Source organism: Beggiatoa alba B18LD, assembly GCF_000245015.1.
Taxonomy (GTDB): Bacteria; Pseudomonadota; Gammaproteobacteria; order Beggiatoales; family Beggiatoaceae; genus Beggiatoa; species Beggiatoa alba.
This window is the reverse complement of sequence record NZ_JH600070.1, coordinates 3,271,332-3,291,926: the sequence shown is the minus strand read 5'-3', so window position 1 is coordinate 3,291,926 and position 20,595 is coordinate 3,271,332. Positions and strand designations below refer to the sequence as shown.

Sequence of the window (20,595 nt, the reverse complement as noted above, 5' to 3'; positions counted from 1 at the left end):
GGGCGATTTACTCGCCCTTAAAAATTAAATTAGCCTGTATTTCGCATTCCTGCCGAAATGGCATTAATTGAGCGAATCAACGGATCAAACCAACGCTTTGCTTCTTCAGTATCACCATGTGCAGTCGTTTGACGATATTGTCCCAACAAATACACTTGTATCGCATTTAAAGGGTCGATATAAGGCAACCGCCGTTCTATTGATAGTTGTAAAGAAGGATTATCTTCAACTAAATCAGTAATATCAGCGACTTTTAACACATATTGTTCAGTACGATCATACTCAGCCTTAATCATGGCAAAAATTTTCGTGGCTTGTTGTTTGTCGCTACATAAATCAGCATAACGGCGAGCAATATCCATGTCGGTTTTAAACAAAGACATTTGAATATTACTCAACAACGATTTAAAAAACGGAAATTCTTTATACATTTTCTGTAGTTTTAATAAATTATCCGTCTCTTTATCGCAAAATTTCTCTAAGGCTGTGCCTAAACCAAACCAAGCAGGCAAGGTATAACGCGCCTGTGACCAGCCAAACACCCAAGGAATTGCTCGAATCGAGTATTTTGAAGGATTATCAGACCGACGACGGGCAGGACGAGAGCCAATATTCATCAATCCTATTTCTGCAACAGGTGTTGCATCGTAGAAAAATGGCATAAATCCTTCTGTATGATCGGTTAATAAACGGTATTGTTTTTCGCCTTGTTTGGCGAGGTAATTCATAATTTCTATGTAATGGCTATCAACATCAAAAGACTTATGTTTATGCATCAACATACTACTGGCTTTTAATAATCCCGCAGCACCAACAGTCAGTTCATACATTGCCGTTTCAGGATTACTATACTTATAAGCTAAAACTTCCCCTTGTTCGGTAAACTTAATTTGTCCATGTACTGTACCTGCTGGCTGAGAAATAATGGCTTCATAAGTAGGGCCACCACCCCGCCCAACTGCACCACCCCGTCCATGGAAAAGACGACAAGCAAGATGATGTTTTTCTGCTAAAACAGTGATCTTTTTCTGCGCTTCATACAGTAACCATGAGGAAGTCACAATCCCCCCATCTTTACATGAGTCTGAATATCCCAACATGACTTCTTGTAAGTCACCTGAAGCATGTAACAATTGACGATAGAATGGGAGATGAAATAGCGTTGTTAATACTTGTTCGATATGATTTAAATCGTCAATCGTTTCAAATAACGGAGAAACACCCACATGGCAATAATGCCCTTTTGGGTCAACAAGCTGATACTGTTTTGCGAGCAACAAGACTTCTAACACATGACTTGCACTATGTGTCATTGAAATAACATAACTACCAAAGGCTTGCGGGCTAATTTCTTCCTGCATGTCATGCATAATTTGGAAGACTGCCAAGGTTTCAGCTGTTAACTCAGACCATTGCGCTGCGGGTGACAATAAAGATTGTTCTGCCTGTAACCATTGCACTAATAACTTTAAGCGTTCTTCTTCTTTCAAGGCTTGATAGTCAATGCCTTGTGCCTTTAACAATTCTGCAACTGCATCACTATGACGTGTTGATTCTTGACGAATATCTAACTTCATCAAATAAAAACCGAAGGTTTCTACTAAACGAATTAAATCTTTAAATGAACCATCCGCAACAGCCTGATCATCATGGCTTAATAAAGACTTATAAATCAACCGTAAATCGGCTAAAAATTCTTCCTCGTGGGTATAACCAATCCGCTCCTTATCCGCAATCATCATTCCCGTTAATGTATTGTTTAAACGGGCTTCTGTTGCTTCTAAATTATTTTTGATACGAGTATGCATCATTAACAATTTACGGCGGTAAATTTCAAAAATATGCTCGTTATAAGCATATAATCCATTATGAGTAAGTAAATCAGCATCACGCTCAATGCTTTGTAACAACTCCTCAGTCGGCTGACAAAAGGTTTTTGAATGAGTCACAATATCGCTTAATTCAAACAAGCGATGCTCATATTCTCGTAAAATCTCAACTTTTTGTAATCGTAATGCTTTAATCGTTGTTGCAGGCTTAACAAACGGATTACCATCTCTATCCCCCCCAATCCACGAGCCAAACCGTAAAAAACTTGGCACAATAATGGGTGTTTGGGTTGAATCATTATATAAACGTCGAATTGTTCTTTCTGCTGCACGATAAGCTAAAGGGACTGCTGTAAATAAACTTTCACGAAAATAATTCAAGCCGTTACTGATTTCATCCTCGACATGCATTTGACGCAAGCGAACTTCATCCGTTTTCCATAAAATATGTAATTCCGCCTCTAATGCTGCCTCTAATTCAGCCTGTTCCACCCAACTCAATCCACGTTGATCAATTTTTTCTGCGGCTAAGAAAACCCGTCGCAATGCTAACATCAATGTACGGCGACGTATTTCTGTTGGATGTGCGGTAAAAACTGGAATATAAAGTAAATTATCAAATAATGCCTGAATTTCCTGCGGGGATAAACCTGCCTTGATTAACTCACGAAAAGTGGCATCAAATGACTCTTCCCACAATGCCCCGCCTTTATGCACCTGCTCACGACGGCGTTGATGTTTAAAAAGTTCATCGGCAATATTGGTTAAACTGAAATAAATATTAAACGCACGAATGACTTCCGATAACACTTCGGGAGACAATAAAGTAATCATTCGCTCTAATTTATGCTGTTTCGTGGCATCAGGCGTTTTGCGCAGTTGAATATAACCTTTTCGTAACTCCTCCACTGTTGCATAAACTTGCCCATGGGCACGAGCGCGTAAGACCTTCCCCACCAACTTACCGAATAACTTTACACGCCGCCGCAGGGGTTTATCTTTTACGAGGGTCTTCATAGCCTAAATCCTTATTTTGGTAGATATCTGTAGGGGTAAACAGATGATAAACTTAACTTATTAGGTGAAAGTTAGGTCCTGCTGTCCTGTTGGATAAACAGGTATCAGTCCTTTAACCGTCCGTTATCGCTTATTCTTTCGTGCTAAAGGTGATAAGGTTTATTCTGAATAGCTTTGTCTGAAGGTGCAAGTGCTTATCTGCGAATTTCCACAATGTTACTAATGAATTAACTAAACAATTGCCATGAAAACAATTTTAAAAAGTAAACAAGGAATTTTCCCATGTTAGACAACATTGCCTTACAACCCCAACAACGTTACAACGGCGTTTTTACCCTTATTATTATCAATTTAGGATTTTATATCCTAGACCATATCTTACAACTCCCCTTAGAACGCTTATATTTAAATCACCATCATCCCGAATGGTATCAATTTGTCACTTCCCTCTTTTGCCATGCAAGTTGGCAACACTTATCAGGAAATCTCTTTTTCCTCTACTTATTTGGCAAATTAATTGAAGAACAAGAAGGGGCTAGCGGTGTAGTTATTAGCTATTTAATTTGTGGGATTGGAGCAAACATCATGAGCTGGCTATTACAATCAGGCTATTTCAGCTCTTTAGGCGCATCAGGGGCTGTTTTTGGTTTATTTTCTGTCAGCGTTTTAATACGCTTAAGCTGGGACTGGCGCAGACTCTTAGAAGTTTTAATTTTAGGACAATTCGTATTAATACAAGTGATTCAAGAAACCCAACAACTAGGGCAAGCTGATGGTATTAACCGTGTTGCTCATTTAGGTGGGGCTTTTATTGGCGTGCTACTTGTCTTAAGTTTGCTACACATCACAAAAAACACAGGGACAAAATAACCCTATTTAAAAAACACGATAATTGACTACTGAATATAAAAATATCTACTACATTCACGGATTTTCTTATGTCTCGTCTAAAAAAGATAATACTTTCTCTATCTATTACCCTGTTTTATCTCAATAATACCTTTGCAACAACAACTACCGATGAATGGGAAAAAGAAGCCAGTGGTTTTGTAGAAACTCTCCAAAAATTTTTAGAATGGTTCATTGATAAACCGCTCTATGCCATCATTACGCTTTTTTTGGTTGGACTTGTCCTGATTCGCAAAAAATTAGAAGAACGCTTTTCAGGACTCTTTGATAAAGCCATCGATGGCTTTTTTGGACTTTTCGGCAAACTCTTTGCCCATTTCAACTTTGAAACCCGTTACTGTCGAGACATCCTTTATAAACACCGCGTGTTTAACGTGCGCGGATTACGAGTCATGGGAACTTTCACCCTAGAACTCGATAAAGTCTTTGTTGAACTCCGTATAGCCCCCTCCTCAAACCCCAATCAAGCCAACGTCGATCCCCTTTCTAACAAAGAACTTGCAGGTAATCGCCCCATCTGGGACTTTATCCAACACGGAGACAAACAACACACACGCCTAGTCCTCGCTGTGCTCGGCTCACCAGGTTGCGGTAAAACCACATTACTACAACATATTGCCCTAACACTTGCCCAACATCGCCAACAATACTACCGACTTTCGCACCGTATTCCCCTGATTCTTGCCTTTCGCAACCACATAGAAGACATTCTGCAAGAAGCCACCGATGCCACAAAACCACTTTCACTAGAAAACTCCCCAACCCTTGCCGAACTCGCTTACAAACACTTTAACAACCCTAAAAAATATCCCGACCTCAACCCACCCGCAGACTGGTTTGACCGCCAACTAAAAAATGGACTTTGCATTATCCTACTCGATGGATTAGACGAAGTCGGCGACGTGACTCAACGTATTAAAATTGCCCAATGGCTAGACGCACAAATCCAAAACTATCCCCGTTGCCACTTCATCATCACCGCTCGTCCACACGGCTACCGTAGCGCACCATTACAACACGCCAACATCCTTGAAGTTCAACCCTTCAACATGGAACAAGTCCGATCCTTTGTTCATGCTTGGTATTTAGCCAACGAAATCATCAGCTTTGGAAAAGAAGATGCTGGCGTAAAACAAAAAGCCCAACAAGAAGCAGAAGACCTACTCACCCGCCTCCATAAAATTCCCGCGCTCAGTGCCTTAACCGTCAATCCGCTACTACTCACCATGATAGCCATGGTACACCGCTATCGCGGACAACTACCTGGCAGACGAGTAGAACTCTACGCCGAAATCTGCGACGTATTCCTAGGACACTGGCGACAATCCATCGGCATTCATGACAACCTCACCGCCGCACAAAAACGGGTTGCCCTACAACCCCTTGCCGCCTACATGATGAACAAAAACATCCGCGACATCAGCACCCAAGAAGCCCTAGAAATCATCAATAAACCCCTAAAACGGGTTGGTCTAACCGACGACAATGTTAATCGTTTCCTCCCCGACATCCAAGAAAGCAGTGGGCTAGTCCTAGAAAAAGAACACAACACATGGCACTTTGCCCACCTCACCTTCCAAGAATACCTAGCCTCCGCCTACCTCCTAGAACGCAAAGACAACATCAAATGGGAAAACTTCGTACACCGTAGCTGGTGGCAAGAAACCCTACGCCTCTACGTTGCCCAAGGCGATGCAACCCCCGTTGTCAAAGCCTGCCTAGAAAACGCCTCACTCGCCGCCATGACCCTTGCCGCCCACTGCCTAGAAGAAGCGAGAGAATTAGAAGAAGACACCCGTAACGCCGTCATTCACAAAGTCCTCGGCAACCTAGATGCCAACAACATCGAACAACGCGAACTTGCCGCAGAAGTCCGCATGAGCCAACGCCTCAACACCCTACAACGCATCGACGACGACATAGAAATAGACCTCCACTTCATCAGCAATGCAGAATACCAACTTTTCCTAGACGACACCCGCCAACAAGGCAAATTCCACCAACCCGACCACTGGCAACAACCCCGCTTTCCACAAGGTCAAGCACAACAAGCAATTGCAGGCACTCAAGGCAAAGATGCCGATGCATTCTGCACATGGCTCACCAACAAACGCGGCGGCGGTGTCGCCTACCGACTCCCCACCCCATTAGAAGCCCAAAGTCACCCAGCCCTTAATACAGGACTAGCCACATGGTGCAAACAAAACAACCACTACCAACTACAATGGAATAGCAACACCAACGAACAAATCCTTGCCCAACGCCTTCAACGCCTTTCCGACCTCCCCTTAACCCTCCACTTTGACCGCATCCAAGAACAATGCAAAGCACTCTCACACGAAATAGACCTTTCCCGCGCCCGCTCCAAAGCAAGCACCACCTCCCGTGAACCGCGCCACTACCGCTTAACAGAACCCGCCGAACACCCTGTTTTAAAAGCCCTACTCCTTGCCCTAGAATATACCGAGCTACCCAATAGCGCGCTAGAAATTGCCCGTTTCCCCAGACTCGCCAGCGTATTAGAATTTATTTTCGACCGGACACGCCACCTACACGACACCAGCATACTGACCCAAAACCGCGCCCAACGCCTAGACTCTAAAGAAATCCACGACAAACACACCTACTTAGAATACGAATACTACAACGCGATTCCCCCCAACCTACAAACCCAAGCCCAACAACTCCTATTAACCATGCAAGCCGTTACCGACCCAGAACAACAACGAGTTGGTGTTTTACTTGCTGACTTACTAGACTGCGCGACAGCCCAAACCCCTGCCACAGTCCGCCAAGCATGGCGCACCTACTGCCTACACCTTGCCGAATACACATGGCGCGGTTATGAGCTACTAGAAAATCAACTATCCCCTAAAAGCTGGCAACGTTTATTGAAGAAAAAAGATAACCAAGAACAATTATTTGGACGGGAGGTTGTACTGCATTTATATTGGTTTTTACGCATTACCCTCGCCCGTGAAACGGGCGAGTTATCAGCATGGGAGGGAATACGAATAGTGAGGGAGAGGAAGGCGTTTTGAGTAAAATAAAAGGATTAATTCAGTATGGATGATATGCTCTATTCTTATAGCAATGTTTTCACTAAACTTAATTTAAGTGAGCAAACAAGAAAGTGCATTATTATTGATATGAAAGAATTTTAATTCTTCATTAAAACCAGAACCCTGACAAAAAGGACATGTTTTTTCAAAAATAGTAATATCTTGAGAAAGTGTTTTATCAAATTTTGAAATATTATCTCGAATATAAAAATATAAACCTTTCCAAGCAATATAATCATTTTTATTGTTTTTTTGTCCCATTGGTTTTAAAAAATGCTTATGAATAAAACCATACAGAAAAATGTTTTTTTCTTCTTCATTTAACTGGCTAAAGCTTTTTGAGAAATCAAACAAACCCTCTTCCCTAAGTTTTTTTATTGCAGGTTTTATCTCTAAGCGCATTGTCCCCTTTAATTTTTCTGCAATTTCTTTTTTAAGGAAACCCTCATCTAAAATAGATAAATCAGCGTTTTCTATAATTTTCGTATTCTCTATACCTAATAAAAAACCTACCCCATAACATTCCTTACAAGGATTTAAGTAGCGGTTAAACGTTGCAGGTATAATTTGAGGAGAGCCAATAATTTTGTGTTTTATAGATACTAAGCGAGTGCTTAATTCTACTATTTTATTAGATGAAACTATTATGGATAACCAACCTTGTCCGTAAAGGTATGCTTGTTCACTACTATTAGTAATAATTTTAAATTCCCAAGGGTTTTGTAATAGTATATTTTTTAAGTTGTTTTTTATAGAGTAAATTTCACCTGAAATATAGAGTGCATCAAAACCTATTTTAGAGAGATTTAATAGTTTTTGTTTTAAATCGCTTTGAGCAATTCTGTTATAAATAAAAAAATTTGTAACAAATGGGTTAAATCCATAATATTGAAATTCTTTAATTGTACTTACGCTTTTAAAAAGTTCTTCTTTTGATTTAAAAACATTAAAATTCTGATTATCTAAAACTAATGTATAATTTTCTAAAAGCTGTTTTTCCAATTCAAAGTTTTTGCCAGTTAAATATATATTTTGACAATTATGTAATGTTTTTTGCTTACCTAAAATAGCAAAATCACTTTGCTCATTAAAAGAAGATACCTCTAACTCTAAATCACGCAAAGGGATTTCATCCTTATCATAAGTGTCTTGCAATGCTTTGGCTGTGACTGAAGAAGGATGTTTCAACAAATCTGTGGGTATTCCAGAAAAAAGATTATTTCCACCTAATTTTCCTGCACCTAACCCCATGTCTATAACATAATCAGCATGTTTGATAATTGTTAAATTATGCTCAATTACAATAATTGTATTGTTATAACTTAATATTTTTTCAAAAATAGAAAATAATTTATTTATATCTTTATAACTTAATCCCGTTGTTGGTTCATCTAGAATATAAATAAAATTTCCTTTTTTTATTTTATTTTTTGATTCAATCAAGCTTTTTGCTAATTTCAAACGTTGTCCTTCGCCTCCACTTAATGTTGGTGTAGCTCGACCTATTGTTAGATGTCCTAATCCTAAACTAATCAGGGTATTAAAATAGAAAACTAATTCCTCATCATCCTTGAAAAAAAGGAGCGATTCATCAATAGTCAAATTTAGTACATCAGCAATAGAACAAGATTGATAAATGACTTCTAATACTTGAGGTTGATAACGATTACCTAAACAACTTGGACAAATATTATTTTCTACTTCGCCCAAACCTTTACAATATTCACATTGCCCTTCTTCCTCATTAAAACTAAACATTGTTGAGGAAAAGTTAGACAACAATGCTATTTCTGTATTTGCAAATAATTTACGAATTTTATCGAAAAAACCCATATAAGTTGCAATAATAGAACGAGAATTAACCCCTATTTGGGATTGATTTAGCTCTACTAAACTTTGTAATTTATCAAAATTTTTAACAGATTTTACATATTGTGTATTGATTGTTTTATCTGCCAAATATTGCTTGATAATAGGAGATAAAACATGATGGATAAGAGAGGATTTTCCACTACCAGAAACACCAGAGATAGCAATTAATCCATTAAGCGGAATAATAAAATTTTGATTTCTAATACTGTGATAACACACATTTTCTAAATATAGCGCATTATTTAAATCTATTGTATGATTTTTTCTATTAACTTCTATAGAAGGAAGTTGGTAACAATTAGCAGTGTCACTAAAAATCACATTTCCGCCTTTAATCCCCCCTCCAGTCCCTAGCTCTATTAAGTAATCTGCATTTTTTATGTAGTGCTGATTATGTTCAGAAATAATAACGGTATTTCCCTGTTGTTTTAAACACTTAATTAAGTTAATAAATTTAAGATTATCATAAGCATGTAATCCAATTGAGGGTTCATCCAAAATATAAAGTAAATTTTTATTATTAGTATTAAGTTGTATTGCAATTTTTATGCGTTGTAGTTCTCCACCGCTTAATGTATCTGTGGAACGTTCTAATGTTAAGTAACCAATGGTTGCTTGTATGAGAACAGATAAAATATGATGAATTTTGGTATGATGAAGTTTTTTGTCTTTCAGGAAAAAAAATAGTTCTTCCACACTGAAACTTAATAATTCACTAATATTTTTTCCATACCATTTTACTGCATTTGCTTTAGTATTTAGGCGACTACCGTGGCATGTTGGACAGGTTATTTTTGTTACAAATTTGCTAATTGTAATATGATTTTTTTTGAGCAATTTTTCTTCTATAAATTGTTTTAGGTGTGTCTGGTGTTCCTTTGTTAATTCAGAAAAGGTTTTATATGTTTCTATCTTATTTTCCTTGCAAAATCTTTCAAGGGTATCATCACATAACGAAGTGTATTTATAACAATTTCCATTATGTTCTAAGTTTAAAAAATGTTCATTTAATGGTTTATTTGGAATAATGAGTTGTTCATAATTTAACGTTTGTAATTCTCCTTGTCCTTGACAAATTTCACATACGCCAGATGTTTTTGTGGAGGAGCTACTATTGAAAGAAAGAAGATTTGAAGTGATTGGGTGATATAGTTGGGTGCAAGACGGACAAATATAGTCGTATTTAAAATGGTAACTTTTATGATTAACGATAATTTGAAAACTATCAAATGCAATAGATTTGTAAGTATCTATCGCTTTTTGTAAAGATGCAGATGTATTAAATTTACCTAAATTAATTTTTATAGTATTAGCATATTGATTATTTAAGTGTTTTAAGGTCTTAACTTTTTTTATGCGTTCTTTTTCGTCGTATGAGCTAAGAATAATCACTTCTTCTATATATTGTGCTTTTAATAAAGCAATTTCTCTTTCACAATCGCTGTATTTTTCATCAGCAACAATGGCAATTAACTCTATTATTTCTGTTGGAAAATTTTTATTGATGAAATTAATTATGTCTGAAGGGGTTGGCGGATGTACTTCAGTACCACACTGGCAAATAATTTTGCCGTCTTTGACAAATTCATCTCTAAGTAATTCATGCAATCCTGTGACAGTTGCAAGTGTTGATGCGTGGCTTTGTTGCAAGCCTCTTTGTTTAACGACAATACAGTAGGGAAGGTTTTCTATTTTGTCGAATTTAGGACGGATAGCATAGTCGCGACATTCGGCAAGTCCCTTGTCGATTTTTTCTCGTCTTTTGGCTTCTTCAGCAATGACTTTGTAAATTAAACTTGATTTGCCTGAACCACTAACACCAATAATCGTCGTAATTCGATGTAAAGGAATTTCTACATCAATTTGTTTGAGATTGTTTTCTTCTGCGCCAAAAATGAGTATTTTATTATTCATAATTTCAACTGTTTTTAAATCTTCTATATTCTTCAGTATATTGAAAACAGTTTGGATTATTATGATAAATAACGCCATATTTTAATTCTGGACATGCTCTAAATGTGTTAAATTTAAGTTTGCTTAAAAATAACATTTCATTCAATTGTGCGCATTTTATTTCTGTTGTTCCTATAAATTCAGCACCTTCACATTCTGCATTCTCAAAAGAAGTCTTTTCAAGAATACAATTTTCAAAACTAACCCCCCATAAGTTTGATTGAGAGAAATTACAATTTGTTAAATCACACTTAATAAAATTAGACAAACTAATATTCATTCTTCCAATGATAGAATCAGTATCAACTTTTTTTGTTGTAAAAAAATCTATTTGTTTAGATTGTTTCTTAGACGAAAAATTGCTATGCAAGAATGTTATTCTATCTGATTTCTCAAAAATTTTTGATAGAACTAGATTTTTATCAAAATTAATATCTGATTCAAAATCTAAATTAAAGATTACTAGTCCAGATAAATTAATTATTTTATTATCTACTTCCTGTAAAGCATAAATAAATAATTTCTTATTTAATTCTAAAGCAATAGAAGCCACTTGCTGACATGGGTCTCCATTTTCTTTCCATTCATCAATAGTTCTTTTTTCATTAGAAATTATTTCATAATAAGAAGGAATAACATATCTGTTCAATACTTTCATTACCTTCTCTAAATTGTCAGGATATTTCTTTGCAAAATCATAAAGCAGATACATTGCTGAAATTTGTGCTGTAACATTGTCTTTATCAGCAGAAGTTAGCATTTTTGTAGCTTCTAGGAAGTTTCTGAATTCGCTATCTTGATAATGACGTTCTTTATCTTGATGAGAGCGCTCCTTTTCATTTTGTATTTGTTCTGCTAAAGCTGAAATCTGCACGACTACAAAAGAAAATCCTAAAGCAGTAAGAATAAAACCAGCAAACGAGGCTATAAAATCTGTCAGTGTATTGGTAATCAAATCTTTTTTAAAAAAAATCCAAACGAACTGAAATACAACAATTACTAGAATAAAAGCTAACATATTATTTTTATGGTTGAAAACCATTTTCATTTTTTCTATTATACCTTTCATTTAATTAGGTCTCCTTCCAAAATAAAAACAACATTTTATTCTCATAAACACTATTAACTAAATCCAAATAAGATTTAGAAAAAGCCTTTGTAATTTCTGGATGATAAATCACAAAATACTCAACAGGTAAACGTTTCAATCCAACTTCAAACCCAACCTCAAAAAATACATTTGCAACCTGTTCTAACGAATAATCACATACAGGATAACTTTCTTCCCGTCTAATAATTTCCCGCCGATGTGCCCACAAAGGATTCTGAATATGAGACCCCATCGTTGCAAAATAATACCCTCCCTTTTTTAAACAATTAAACATCTCTTGAGCATGTTTCTTCAAATCGGGCAAGGTATATAACGCTTCTTGTGAATACGCAATATCAAAATAGTCCTTATAATTAGCTAACTTATCATAATGAGCATAACTAATCTTACTATTTTGATTACGTTCTTTTGCAATAGATAACAACTTATCATCCACCTCAAAGCCTACCCCTGTTTTCAAATCATCCATCAAATCAAAAACAGGCAAAAACTTACCTTCACCACACCCAAAATCTAACACAACTTTCGAAGTATCTGGCGGAATAACCATTTGTGAGGCTTTTATCATTGAAATCCAAAAAGGGAGATTAGAATGAGTACCAATCAAATCATGGGCTTGTGAAATGTGAAAATCAGTTTTTTTCATATGCAAAACTCACTAATATCTCTCGGGAAATAAAACGACCATCTTCGTCTAACTCTAAAGTAGTTTCTTCACGGTCATGTAAAGTACGATGATTATCAACAATTAAAATATCACCACAGCTCAAATAATAACGCTTACGAAACTGCTGACAAACTGATAAGAATTTATCTAAAATCAATTTTTCCTCATCAGGCATGGCTATTTCTTTTTTAAAATAAAAATGCTTAATTCGAGATAAATCAAAACGTACTTTTAAATAGCCACGATGATAAGTAAAAATAGGTTCTCGTAAAATAATTTCTTCCCGACTTTCCGAATAAGCAGAAACTCCATACGAAAGCATCGGAAAATGATAATTAAATAATTTATCTAATAACGCTTTATCGTGCAGCGTTAAGTATTCAAATACATCATCAATTCTAACTACCCCATTCCAACCAAAATTAGTTCCATTTGGGTCTTCTGATAACACTTGAATGAATGTATATTTTGGATTATTTAAATCAACAGCATCATCATTATGCAGAGTCAAGGCATTATAACTACAGCCTGTATAAGCACAATCTACTTTAATCCCTGTATATTCAACAACGCCATAAAATCGTCCAAATAACTTAATGAAAGATTCAAAAATGGCCCTATTTCTATTAAAACCAATATTTTTAATTACAACAAAACAATTTTTATCTAAAATTTTTTCAACAGATTGATAAATTAATAAAAAATATTTATTTTGTTGAATAAAACTATCAATATCTGATTGTACGAAAACATTAATATGATGAGCAATAGAAGAAATATGTGCTCGTAATGGAGTTGAAATAGATAAAATCGCCATAAATGGAAAACCAAATCAAATAGCAGATATTTTATGAGTATAAAATACCTGCTATCTTTGAGAAAAAGAGAGGAATTAACGACAAGAGGTTGAGCTACAACGATTTGAAACACCTATTAAGTCATGTCCAAAGTGTTTAATAAATAAATCGCGTGTACGTTGAAACGCATTGTGCAAATCTTCCGCTGTCTCTGCATCAGTTAAACCAAAGTAAGGATAATGATGTAGATAGCTACCAAAAACTAAATTGCAATCTTGCATGTATTTTCTGGTGTCTAAAATATGAAAGTGCCAATATTCATCCAACTGCTTGTTTGGGGCTAATTTGATTTCTTGGTTATAAACTTTGTGCAAAACCAACCATTTTCTGTAAATTACTTCAGTTGCTAAGACTTTCTCAGCTTGCCAACCATGATAAGAAATTAACGTGGCATTTTGGTCAGTAAAATCAAGTTGATTAACTAAACGTGTAGCTTCTACAATTGTGTTTTTACTAGGTTGAAATGTAGCTTGTTTAGAAAGTAAAGCTTCTTGTGATAAATGGCTTAACAACATAATTATGACCCCCATGTCTTCGTGTTCAACATAAATAGAGCGATATAGATATTAAGGTAAGAAAACAGATACTACTATAAAGCTAAATGCATTGAAAAATAATAGCATCTGTAAAAGATAATTTCTAATTATTGCGGCATTAATTCAACATCCACCTGCCACAAGGTTTGTTTGTCTTTACCTTGGAAGTTTTCCCATAATTCAGCGTAGGTTTTGCCTAGTGTTGGGTGTTTTAGGGTGGGGGCTAGGTCGGCTAGGGGGAGAAGGACGAAGGCGTATTTTTCTATTTCGCCTCTGGGAACTTCTAGCTTGTCGGTGGTGTCTTGTAGTACGAGGTCATCGTAGAGTATTAGGTCTAAATCCAATGTTCTGGATGAGTAGCGTTGTCCGTCGCGGGTGCGTCCGTGATTGGCTTCTATCTCGTGTAGGTGTTGGTTGACTTGTCGGACAGGTTTATCTGTTTGAAAGGCAAGCACGAGGTTGTAGAAGTTTTCCCCTGTAAAACCCACGGCAGCACTTTCGTAAACAGGTGATAGTTGTAGTGTGCCGTAGTGGTGTTGTAAGTCCGTTAATCCTGCGCGTATGTGTTGTAATGGATTGATATTACTACCTACGCTAACATACACTGTTGCCATGTTCTGTTTTTGTCCCCCTTTCAATGATGATTCCAACATCTCTCGCTCCTCTGACTGCGCCTTGTTTGTTAAGTTGTAGTCTGACCCAAGGCACTTGAAACTCACTTAATATAATTTCTGTTATTCGTTCTGCAAGGGTTTCGACCAGTTCAAATTCGCTGTGTGTGACGAAATCAATCAGTCGTTTTGCTACAGCTTTGTAATTTAAGGTGTCTTCAATATGGTCGGTTGCTGCCGCTTTGCGTATATCGGTTGCCATTTCGATATCGAGTACAATGGTTTGTTTTACTTGTCTTTCCCAGCCGAAAATACCAATAACGGTGTCTATGCGTAAATCACGTAGGTAGATGATGTCCATGTTATCGTTGTATATGCGTTAAAAGGGATATGAATAGGGGTTTTGTCCGCTATTTGTGTCTTGGATTTTGTGAAACTGATTGTATATCTTTTGTTTTAATACTTTATAAAATAGATAATTGCATAATTTTTAGGGCGTGTTTCTGTACCACCCGTATTATCGGTGAGTAGTTGGTGTTGGTGGTCTCCGCCGATGGGGGTGACAAAGTTGTGTTTGTGTTCGCCGTCTAGGGTGGTGTTGTAGGTTTCGCCGTCGTCAACTTCGTTGGTGATAGCTCGACGTTCTAGCCAGCTTTTTGTGGTGTACCAAAACCCTGAGGCTTCTAGTTTGTGGTGGTGTTCGCCACCGATGTCTGTTGAGCCTCGATGTTGGTGTATGCCTGATGTGGTGGTCGTTCCTGTGTGTTGGTGGGCTTTGTTGTCGTCTAGTTGCATTGTGCCGAGTGTGCGTTGTGCATCAAGTTGTCTGTCTAAGTCTAGCCCGCGTAGGAAAACACCGCGAAAGTCTGGTAGTAGAAAGGTTTGTTCAGTTGGTGCGCCGTAGAGGGTGGAGATGGCTGCGAAAAGTTGGGGGTATTGTTGGCGTGGGAGTTCGCGTCCATCACAGAGTAGCCAGCCGAGTTGTTGAAGTGTTTGTTGTTGTTCGGCATTGATGTTGCCTGCATAGCTCATGATAGTGCCAGCGGGAACGCTGTGGGCGGTATTTTTTTTTAAGTTGTCGACCAGTTCTATGAGTTTGTTGATGGTTTGTTTTAGGGTGGCTATTTGTTCTAAAACAGCGGTGTGTTGGTCGGCTTGTTTGTTGACTTTGTCGAGTAGGGTATCAGCTAAACGGTAGGCGTTATTGACTTGTGCTGTGAGGTAAAGATTTTGTTCTGTGCTGGTGTTGATTGCCGCAGATAGGGCTGTGTGTAGGGCTTCATTGAGTTTGTCGACGTATTGGGTTCGGGCGTATTGTTGGTCGAGTTGTTTAAATTCGCGGGTTTCTAGGGCTTGAACTTGGGCACTAAGTTCATTGAGTCGGTTATTAAAGAGTAAATAACTGCTCATTAGTGTCAGTATTATGCTGAGACTAACGGCTATGGCTATTTGTTTCCATGCCATGACGCATTATCCTGTAGGGAAACGACGGTATTTTGCACAAGATTGCGCACAAAGGGGAGGGTCAGTTTTCGACGGTTAGAAAGGGATTCGTAGTCGAGTTGGCGCAGCCATTTGAGCAGGGTTTTCATGTCTCTTGGACATTGGTGAACGAGGTATTGCGCGACTTTGTCAGAGAGTTCCATGCCCCGCCCTTTGGCATGTTCTTGTAAAGCTTGTAGGGTGCTTATGTCGTCTAAGGGTTGAAGCGCGAACGCCCCGCCCCAGTTTAAACGGGAGACTAAATCAGGCAGGTGTAAACCCAGTTTATTGGGAATGGTGTTTCCTGTAATAATTTGAGGAATCCCATTTGTGCGTAGTTGATTGTAAAGGCGGAATAAAGCTTCTTCCCAATGGGGTTGTCCAATAATGGCGTGTATATCGTCGATACAAACGAGGTCGAGCGCGTCTAGCCCTTCTAGTATGTCAGGGGTAGATTGCGAGAATAAAGCGAGGGGTAAATAAGCGGGTCTGCCACCACGTCGTGCCATTTGTTCACAAGCGGCTTGTAATAAATGGCTTTTTCCTGTTCCTGCATCACCATAAATATATAAACAATTTTCCCATTTTCCATCGATAATCTGCTGTAATATGTTGAAAACAGCTTGATTAGGACCAGGAATATAGTTGGTGAATGAGGCGGACTCTGGCAAACCAATGCCTAAAGGTAGTTGAGTACTCATATCGACGTTTTATTATGGGGGAAAAGTGATTGAAAAGGAAGTCTTGCAGTAATGAATTAATCAGTCTTTTTCAAGGAGGGAGATAATTGCTTATTATCCGTTGGGTAAGGGTGTTTTAAACGGATACGAATTTGCTTAAAACTTTGTGGCGCGATGGCATCGGCAAAAATGATAAGTGTGTCTATTTTTTTAGGATGATTAGTGTGCTGTAGGCGTAGCACAATGAGATAGGCGTGTTGATAACTACTCGCGTGTATTTGCGCATGTGTTTGGTCTGCATAAATAGCATAGGTCAGGTGCAATATTGCATTCTGTACAGGATGTTGATAATAGAAAGCTTCGTAAATAATGCTATACAGCGCATGTAGCATTAAGATTATAAATAGCGAAATTTTTAACCAGAAAGGAAGTTGTAGCGGTATGAGTAAAACGCCTGCACCGCCGTAAATAATGCTTAACACAATTAAAAATGATTTGGATGGATGAAGTGTTAAAGCAATTGATTCGGTAAATACAGACGTTTTTTGCATGAGTTATGCGTTAGCTGAATTTGAACGCCACATTTGAACAAATCGGGTTAAAAATTCAGGCATAAAGAGGAAAATGACTAACGAATAAATAAGATTTAGTGCCCCTAAACTGAGGAAGATAGTGCCAATACTGACATTAAAACTTAATAAAAGCATGGCATAAACGGCTGAAAGCACCATGTAAAGTGAGTTAATAATATTATTGGCAGCAATGATACGTGAGCGGTGTGCAGGATTGCTACGGGTTTGTACAATAACGTTTAATGGCACAATATAAAAACCACCAAATAAGCCAATTAACACTAAATCCGCTAATATTCGCCAACTGGCAAATCCTTCAGATAAAAAGGTGGATACAGTTATTGTTCCTACAGGATATTCAAGGGCATAAAAGTAATAACTGGCAAAGTAAACATCAATAGAAAAAATGGTGATGCCTAAAGCCCCTAAAGGCACTAAACCAGCCTCTAATTTTCCGCGAGATAGGCGTTCGCACAGTAATGAACCAAGACCAATGCCCACAGAAAACATGGTTAATAATAAAGTAATAACGTTCTCATTACCTTTTAAAATATCTTTTGTGTAAATAGGTAGTTGTGATAGATAAGTTGCCCCAATAAACCAGAACCATGAAATGGCTAATACGGATAAGAAAACGCTCCGATTTTCTAATGCAAAGCCCATGCTGTGAAATGTTTGTGAGAAAACATTCCAATTCACTGTAATATTAGGGTCTGAAGGGGGGACAGGTGGCACATATACACTAGCAACCCAGCCCAGTATCGCAATGACGAGAACAATCGTCGCAACCCAAAGCGCACCATCTTCCCTCGCGATTAAAACGCCACCTAGGATAGTTCCTAAAAGAATCGCTAGAAATGTGCCCATACTGATTAAACCATTTCCGCCAATTAGTTCCCCTTCTCGCAATAATTGGGGAACAACGCCATATTTTATGGGACCAAAGAGTGCCGATTGTGCCCCCATTAAAAAAAGTAAAATAATTAAAAATAAAATACTGTTAAAGAAAAAACCAAATAAGGCTAACCCCATAACGGCGATTTCTAAGAGCTTTGTCCAACGCATTAATTGCGCTTTATCATACTTATCTGCAATTTGCCCTGCAGTCGCAGAAAATAGAAAAAATGGCAAAATAAAAAACCCTGCACTGAAATTAACTAACTGGCTACTGTTCATACCAAGTAAGGCACTACCTTGAAAAGCAATTAAAATCACTAAGGCATTTTTATACACATTGTCATTAAACGCCCCTAAAAATTGGGTCAGAAAATAGGGCAAAAAGCGACGTGTACGGAGAAGATGTGCTTGACTCATGACGATACGCTATTGAAGTGAATGAGGATAAAGAAGACAAATGCAATAAAACGAGTAAATTATCTATTTTTAGATTATTTAAGCGTTTTTTTCTGAATTGCTTGTAAAATACCCGCTAATAAAGCATGTGGTGTTGGTGGGCATCCTGAAATTGTGACATCGACAGGAATCACTTGATTGACTGCACCACAACTTGCGTATGATACGCCAAATTCCCCCCCACACACGGCACAATCCCCCGCCGCAATAACGAACTTCGGTGCTGGCGTTGCGGTGTATGTCCGTAATAATGCCGTTTGCATATGACGAGAAACAACACCCGTGACTAATAATGCATCTGCGTGACGCGGTGATGCAACGAAATGTACACCAAACCGTTCAATTGCGTAATAAGGATTATTCAGGGCATGAATCTCTAATTCGCAAGCATTACAAGAGCCTGCATCAACTTGGCGAATCGCTAAACTGCCTGCAAATAAACGGGCGATTTCTGCTTGCACTTGTTGACCCACTATTTCTATTTCATGATCAGATACGATGGTAGAAAAAGATTCAGTCACAATACCCGTTTGACGGATTTTATTTAAAATACGTAGCATGACAGCCTCGACAAGGTTTAATAAAGAGCAGGTTCTGCTTACTTCGATAATATTTCAATGTATTATAACAGCCTCTATCTTGTCCATTCCAAAGGACTATGAGGTATTTTTGCAGTTTTTATCTGGGGTAAATAAGTGATGATTTGGCATCGTACTTTATTTTTAATCAGTTGGTTATTTTTAAGTGTTTTGCCCGTTTATGCAGAACAGACGCTATATGAGGCAACTGTGCCAATTGCGAGTCGTGATGAAAATTTATTGGAAGACGGTTTTGCAAGAGCTTTTGCACAAGTCATGGCAAATGTGAGCAGTGAACAGGCTACGACTGACCCCGAAAAATTGAAAAAACTATCCGCAAAAGCTAAAAGCCTAGTTGCACAATATGAATATCGAGAAAAATCAGATAAACAATTGATGTTAGTTGTTGGTTTTGAACCACAGGGGACAAAACGTGCTTTAAGAAATGCCTCCATTAATGTCCCACGTACTAACCCAAATCGAACACCACTACTGACTTGGATTGTACTTGAAGAAGATACAAATAGCCGTATTATCAATGAAGAAGAAGGCAGTGAAGCAGTAACCATTTTAAAACAACAAGCAACACAACGAGGCATTCCCCTCTTATTTCCTGTTTTAGATATTGATGACCATATTGCATTACCATTGACTGCTGTGAAAAATGCGGAAGCCTCCTCAGCAACCAGTGTTGCAAGCCGTTATGGTGCAGAAACCATGTTAGTGGGTTGGATTAGTAAGCAACCAAGTATGTGGCAAGGACAATGGGTTGTGTATGCAAAAGGGGCTGTTATTAAAAATTGGAAAAACCAAGAAACAGCACTGCCATTATTATTGCAACGAACCATTAATGAAGCGATAACAGAAATCAGTAAAGTACCTGCGACACCTGTTGTCATTAGCACACCAACCACGAATAATGCACCGACTCCTGCAAATCCACCTTCAACGCCTCCCAGTCAATCTACAAATACTCCAGCGTTCACTAGCAATCCCGCTTTTACGGGAAATCCTGCACTTAGTAATCCTCCATCATCATCAGGGTCAACATTTAGCAGTAAAATTCCTCCTGAAATGGCAACAACACAAAATAATCTAGGCTTAAATAATAATTCAGCATCCTCATTACCCCCCACAAATACGGCTGTTGAAGAGACTGTAGAGTTACAAATTACCGCTGTAGATAATTGGCAAGATTATGTAACCGTGAATAATTATTTAAAAAATATTGAATCATTGCGTAATTTGCAAATACAACATCGTGAGCAAGGACAAATCACGTTTAAAGTGACGATTAAAGGCGGGAGTAGTGCTTTAAATCAGTTATTTGCGACAGATGGCGTTTTAACAATGAATCCACAGGGTCATAACGCAAATACCTATCAATTGGTTAAATAATATTGTAGATAAGATTAACTTATAACAGACTTTTTTGAGTAGAAAGACAATCAATAGTATTTCTTTCTGCTCAAATCAGCATTTAAAATGAGTCATTTCTTTAAAATC

Annotated in this window: 16 protein-coding genes; 3 read left to right on the top strand and 13 right to left on the bottom strand. The window is 37.8% G+C overall.

Annotated elements, in window-relative coordinates; genetic code table 11:
• Positions 1-29: 29 nt before the first annotated feature.
• On the bottom strand, positions 30-2,846 hold the full coding sequence (gene ppc / locus BEGALDRAFT_RS13455; protein WP_002690850.1) for a phosphoenolpyruvate carboxylase: 2,817 nt from the start codon (positions 2,844-2,846) through the stop codon (positions 30-32).
• A 282-nt stretch (positions 2,847-3,128) separates the two neighbouring features.
• Between ppc and BEGALDRAFT_RS13450 the strand changes: the two genes are divergently transcribed.
• Both BEGALDRAFT_RS13450 and BEGALDRAFT_RS13445 read left to right on the top strand, forming a co-directional pair.
• Entirely contained in the window at positions 3,129-3,716 is a 588-nt protein-coding gene (locus BEGALDRAFT_RS13450) for a rhomboid family intramembrane serine protease (protein ID WP_002690848.1), read from the top strand.
• 68 nt (positions 3,717-3,784) lie between these two features.
• Complete coding sequence (locus BEGALDRAFT_RS13445) at positions 3,785-6,796, top strand: NACHT domain-containing protein (RefSeq protein WP_002690846.1); 3,012 nt, start codon at positions 3,785-3,787, stop codon at positions 6,794-6,796.
• A 72-nt stretch (positions 6,797-6,868) separates the two neighbouring features.
• On the opposite strand, the gene BEGALDRAFT_RS13440 is transcribed toward BEGALDRAFT_RS13445, so the two are convergent.
• The 12 genes from BEGALDRAFT_RS13440 to BEGALDRAFT_RS13385 all read right to left on the bottom strand — a co-directional run bounded on the left by BEGALDRAFT_RS13440 (position 6,869) and on the right by BEGALDRAFT_RS13385 (position 19,071).
• Positions 6,869-10,681: an ATP-binding cassette domain-containing protein gene (locus BEGALDRAFT_RS13440; RefSeq protein WP_040294974.1), complete on the bottom strand. Its 3,813-nt coding sequence runs from the start codon at positions 10,679-10,681 to the stop codon at positions 6,869-6,871.
• The gene (locus BEGALDRAFT_RS13435; RefSeq protein ID WP_002690842.1) at positions 10,608-11,711 is read right to left on the bottom strand and encodes a pentapeptide repeat-containing protein; all 1,104 of its coding nucleotides are present in this window, start codon (positions 11,709-11,711) and stop codon (positions 10,608-10,610) included. The genes BEGALDRAFT_RS13440 and BEGALDRAFT_RS13435 overlap by 74 nt, the downstream gene beginning before the upstream one ends.
• A 4-nt stretch (positions 11,712-11,715) precedes the next feature.
• A complete protein-coding gene (locus BEGALDRAFT_RS13430; protein WP_002690841.1) occupies positions 11,716-12,399 on the bottom strand; it encodes a class I SAM-dependent methyltransferase in 684 nt (227 codons plus the stop codon).
• Complete coding sequence (locus BEGALDRAFT_RS13425; protein ID WP_002690840.1) at positions 12,386-13,237, bottom strand: TauD/TfdA family dioxygenase; 852 nt, start codon at positions 13,235-13,237, stop codon at positions 12,386-12,388. The genes BEGALDRAFT_RS13430 and BEGALDRAFT_RS13425 overlap by 14 nt, the downstream gene beginning before the upstream one ends.
• Before the next feature lie 75 nt (positions 13,238-13,312).
• Positions 13,313-13,807, bottom strand: a complete 495-nt coding sequence (locus BEGALDRAFT_RS18400) for a glycine-rich domain-containing protein (protein ID WP_002690839.1) — start codon at positions 13,805-13,807, stop codon at positions 13,313-13,315.
• Between the two features lie 113 nt (positions 13,808-13,920).
• A complete protein-coding gene (gene folK, locus BEGALDRAFT_RS13415; RefSeq protein WP_002690838.1) occupies positions 13,921-14,427 on the bottom strand; it encodes a 2-amino-4-hydroxy-6-hydroxymethyldihydropteridine diphosphokinase in 507 nt (168 codons plus the stop codon).
• On the bottom strand, positions 14,408-14,785 hold the full coding sequence (gene folB / locus BEGALDRAFT_RS13410) for a dihydroneopterin aldolase (RefSeq protein ID WP_002690837.1): 378 nt from the start codon (positions 14,783-14,785) through the stop codon (positions 14,408-14,410). The genes folK and folB overlap by 20 nt, the downstream gene beginning before the upstream one ends.
• Positions 14,786-14,880: 95 nt before the next feature.
• Positions 14,881-15,888, bottom strand: coding sequence for a phage tail protein (locus BEGALDRAFT_RS13405; RefSeq protein ID WP_002690836.1), 1,008 nt, complete (start codon positions 15,886-15,888; stop codon positions 14,881-14,883).
• A complete protein-coding gene (gene hda / locus BEGALDRAFT_RS13400; protein WP_002690834.1) occupies positions 15,870-16,607 on the bottom strand; it encodes a DnaA regulatory inactivator Hda in 738 nt (245 codons plus the stop codon). Before hda ends, BEGALDRAFT_RS13405 begins: the two co-directional genes overlap by 19 nt.
• 56 nt (positions 16,608-16,663) lie before the next feature.
• Positions 16,664-17,137, bottom strand: coding sequence for a protein YgfX (locus BEGALDRAFT_RS13395; RefSeq protein ID WP_002690832.1), 474 nt, complete (start codon positions 17,135-17,137; stop codon positions 16,664-16,666).
• Between the two features lie 3 nt (positions 17,138-17,140).
• Positions 17,141-18,472 (bottom strand): MFS transporter, encoded by a 1,332-nt coding sequence (locus BEGALDRAFT_RS13390; RefSeq protein ID WP_002690830.1) that lies wholly within the window; start codon positions 18,470-18,472, stop codon positions 17,141-17,143.
• Between the two features lie 74 nt (positions 18,473-18,546).
• Complete coding sequence (locus BEGALDRAFT_RS13385) at positions 18,547-19,071, bottom strand: NADH-quinone oxidoreductase subunit B family protein (protein ID WP_002690829.1); 525 nt, start codon at positions 19,069-19,071, stop codon at positions 18,547-18,549.
• A gap of 138 nt (positions 19,072-19,209) precedes the next feature.
• Between BEGALDRAFT_RS13385 and BEGALDRAFT_RS13380 the strand changes: the two genes are divergently transcribed.
• Entirely contained in the window at positions 19,210-20,487 is a 1,278-nt protein-coding gene (locus BEGALDRAFT_RS13380; protein WP_002690827.1) for a DUF2066 domain-containing protein, read from the top strand.
• Positions 20,488-20,595: the final 108 nt, after the last annotated feature.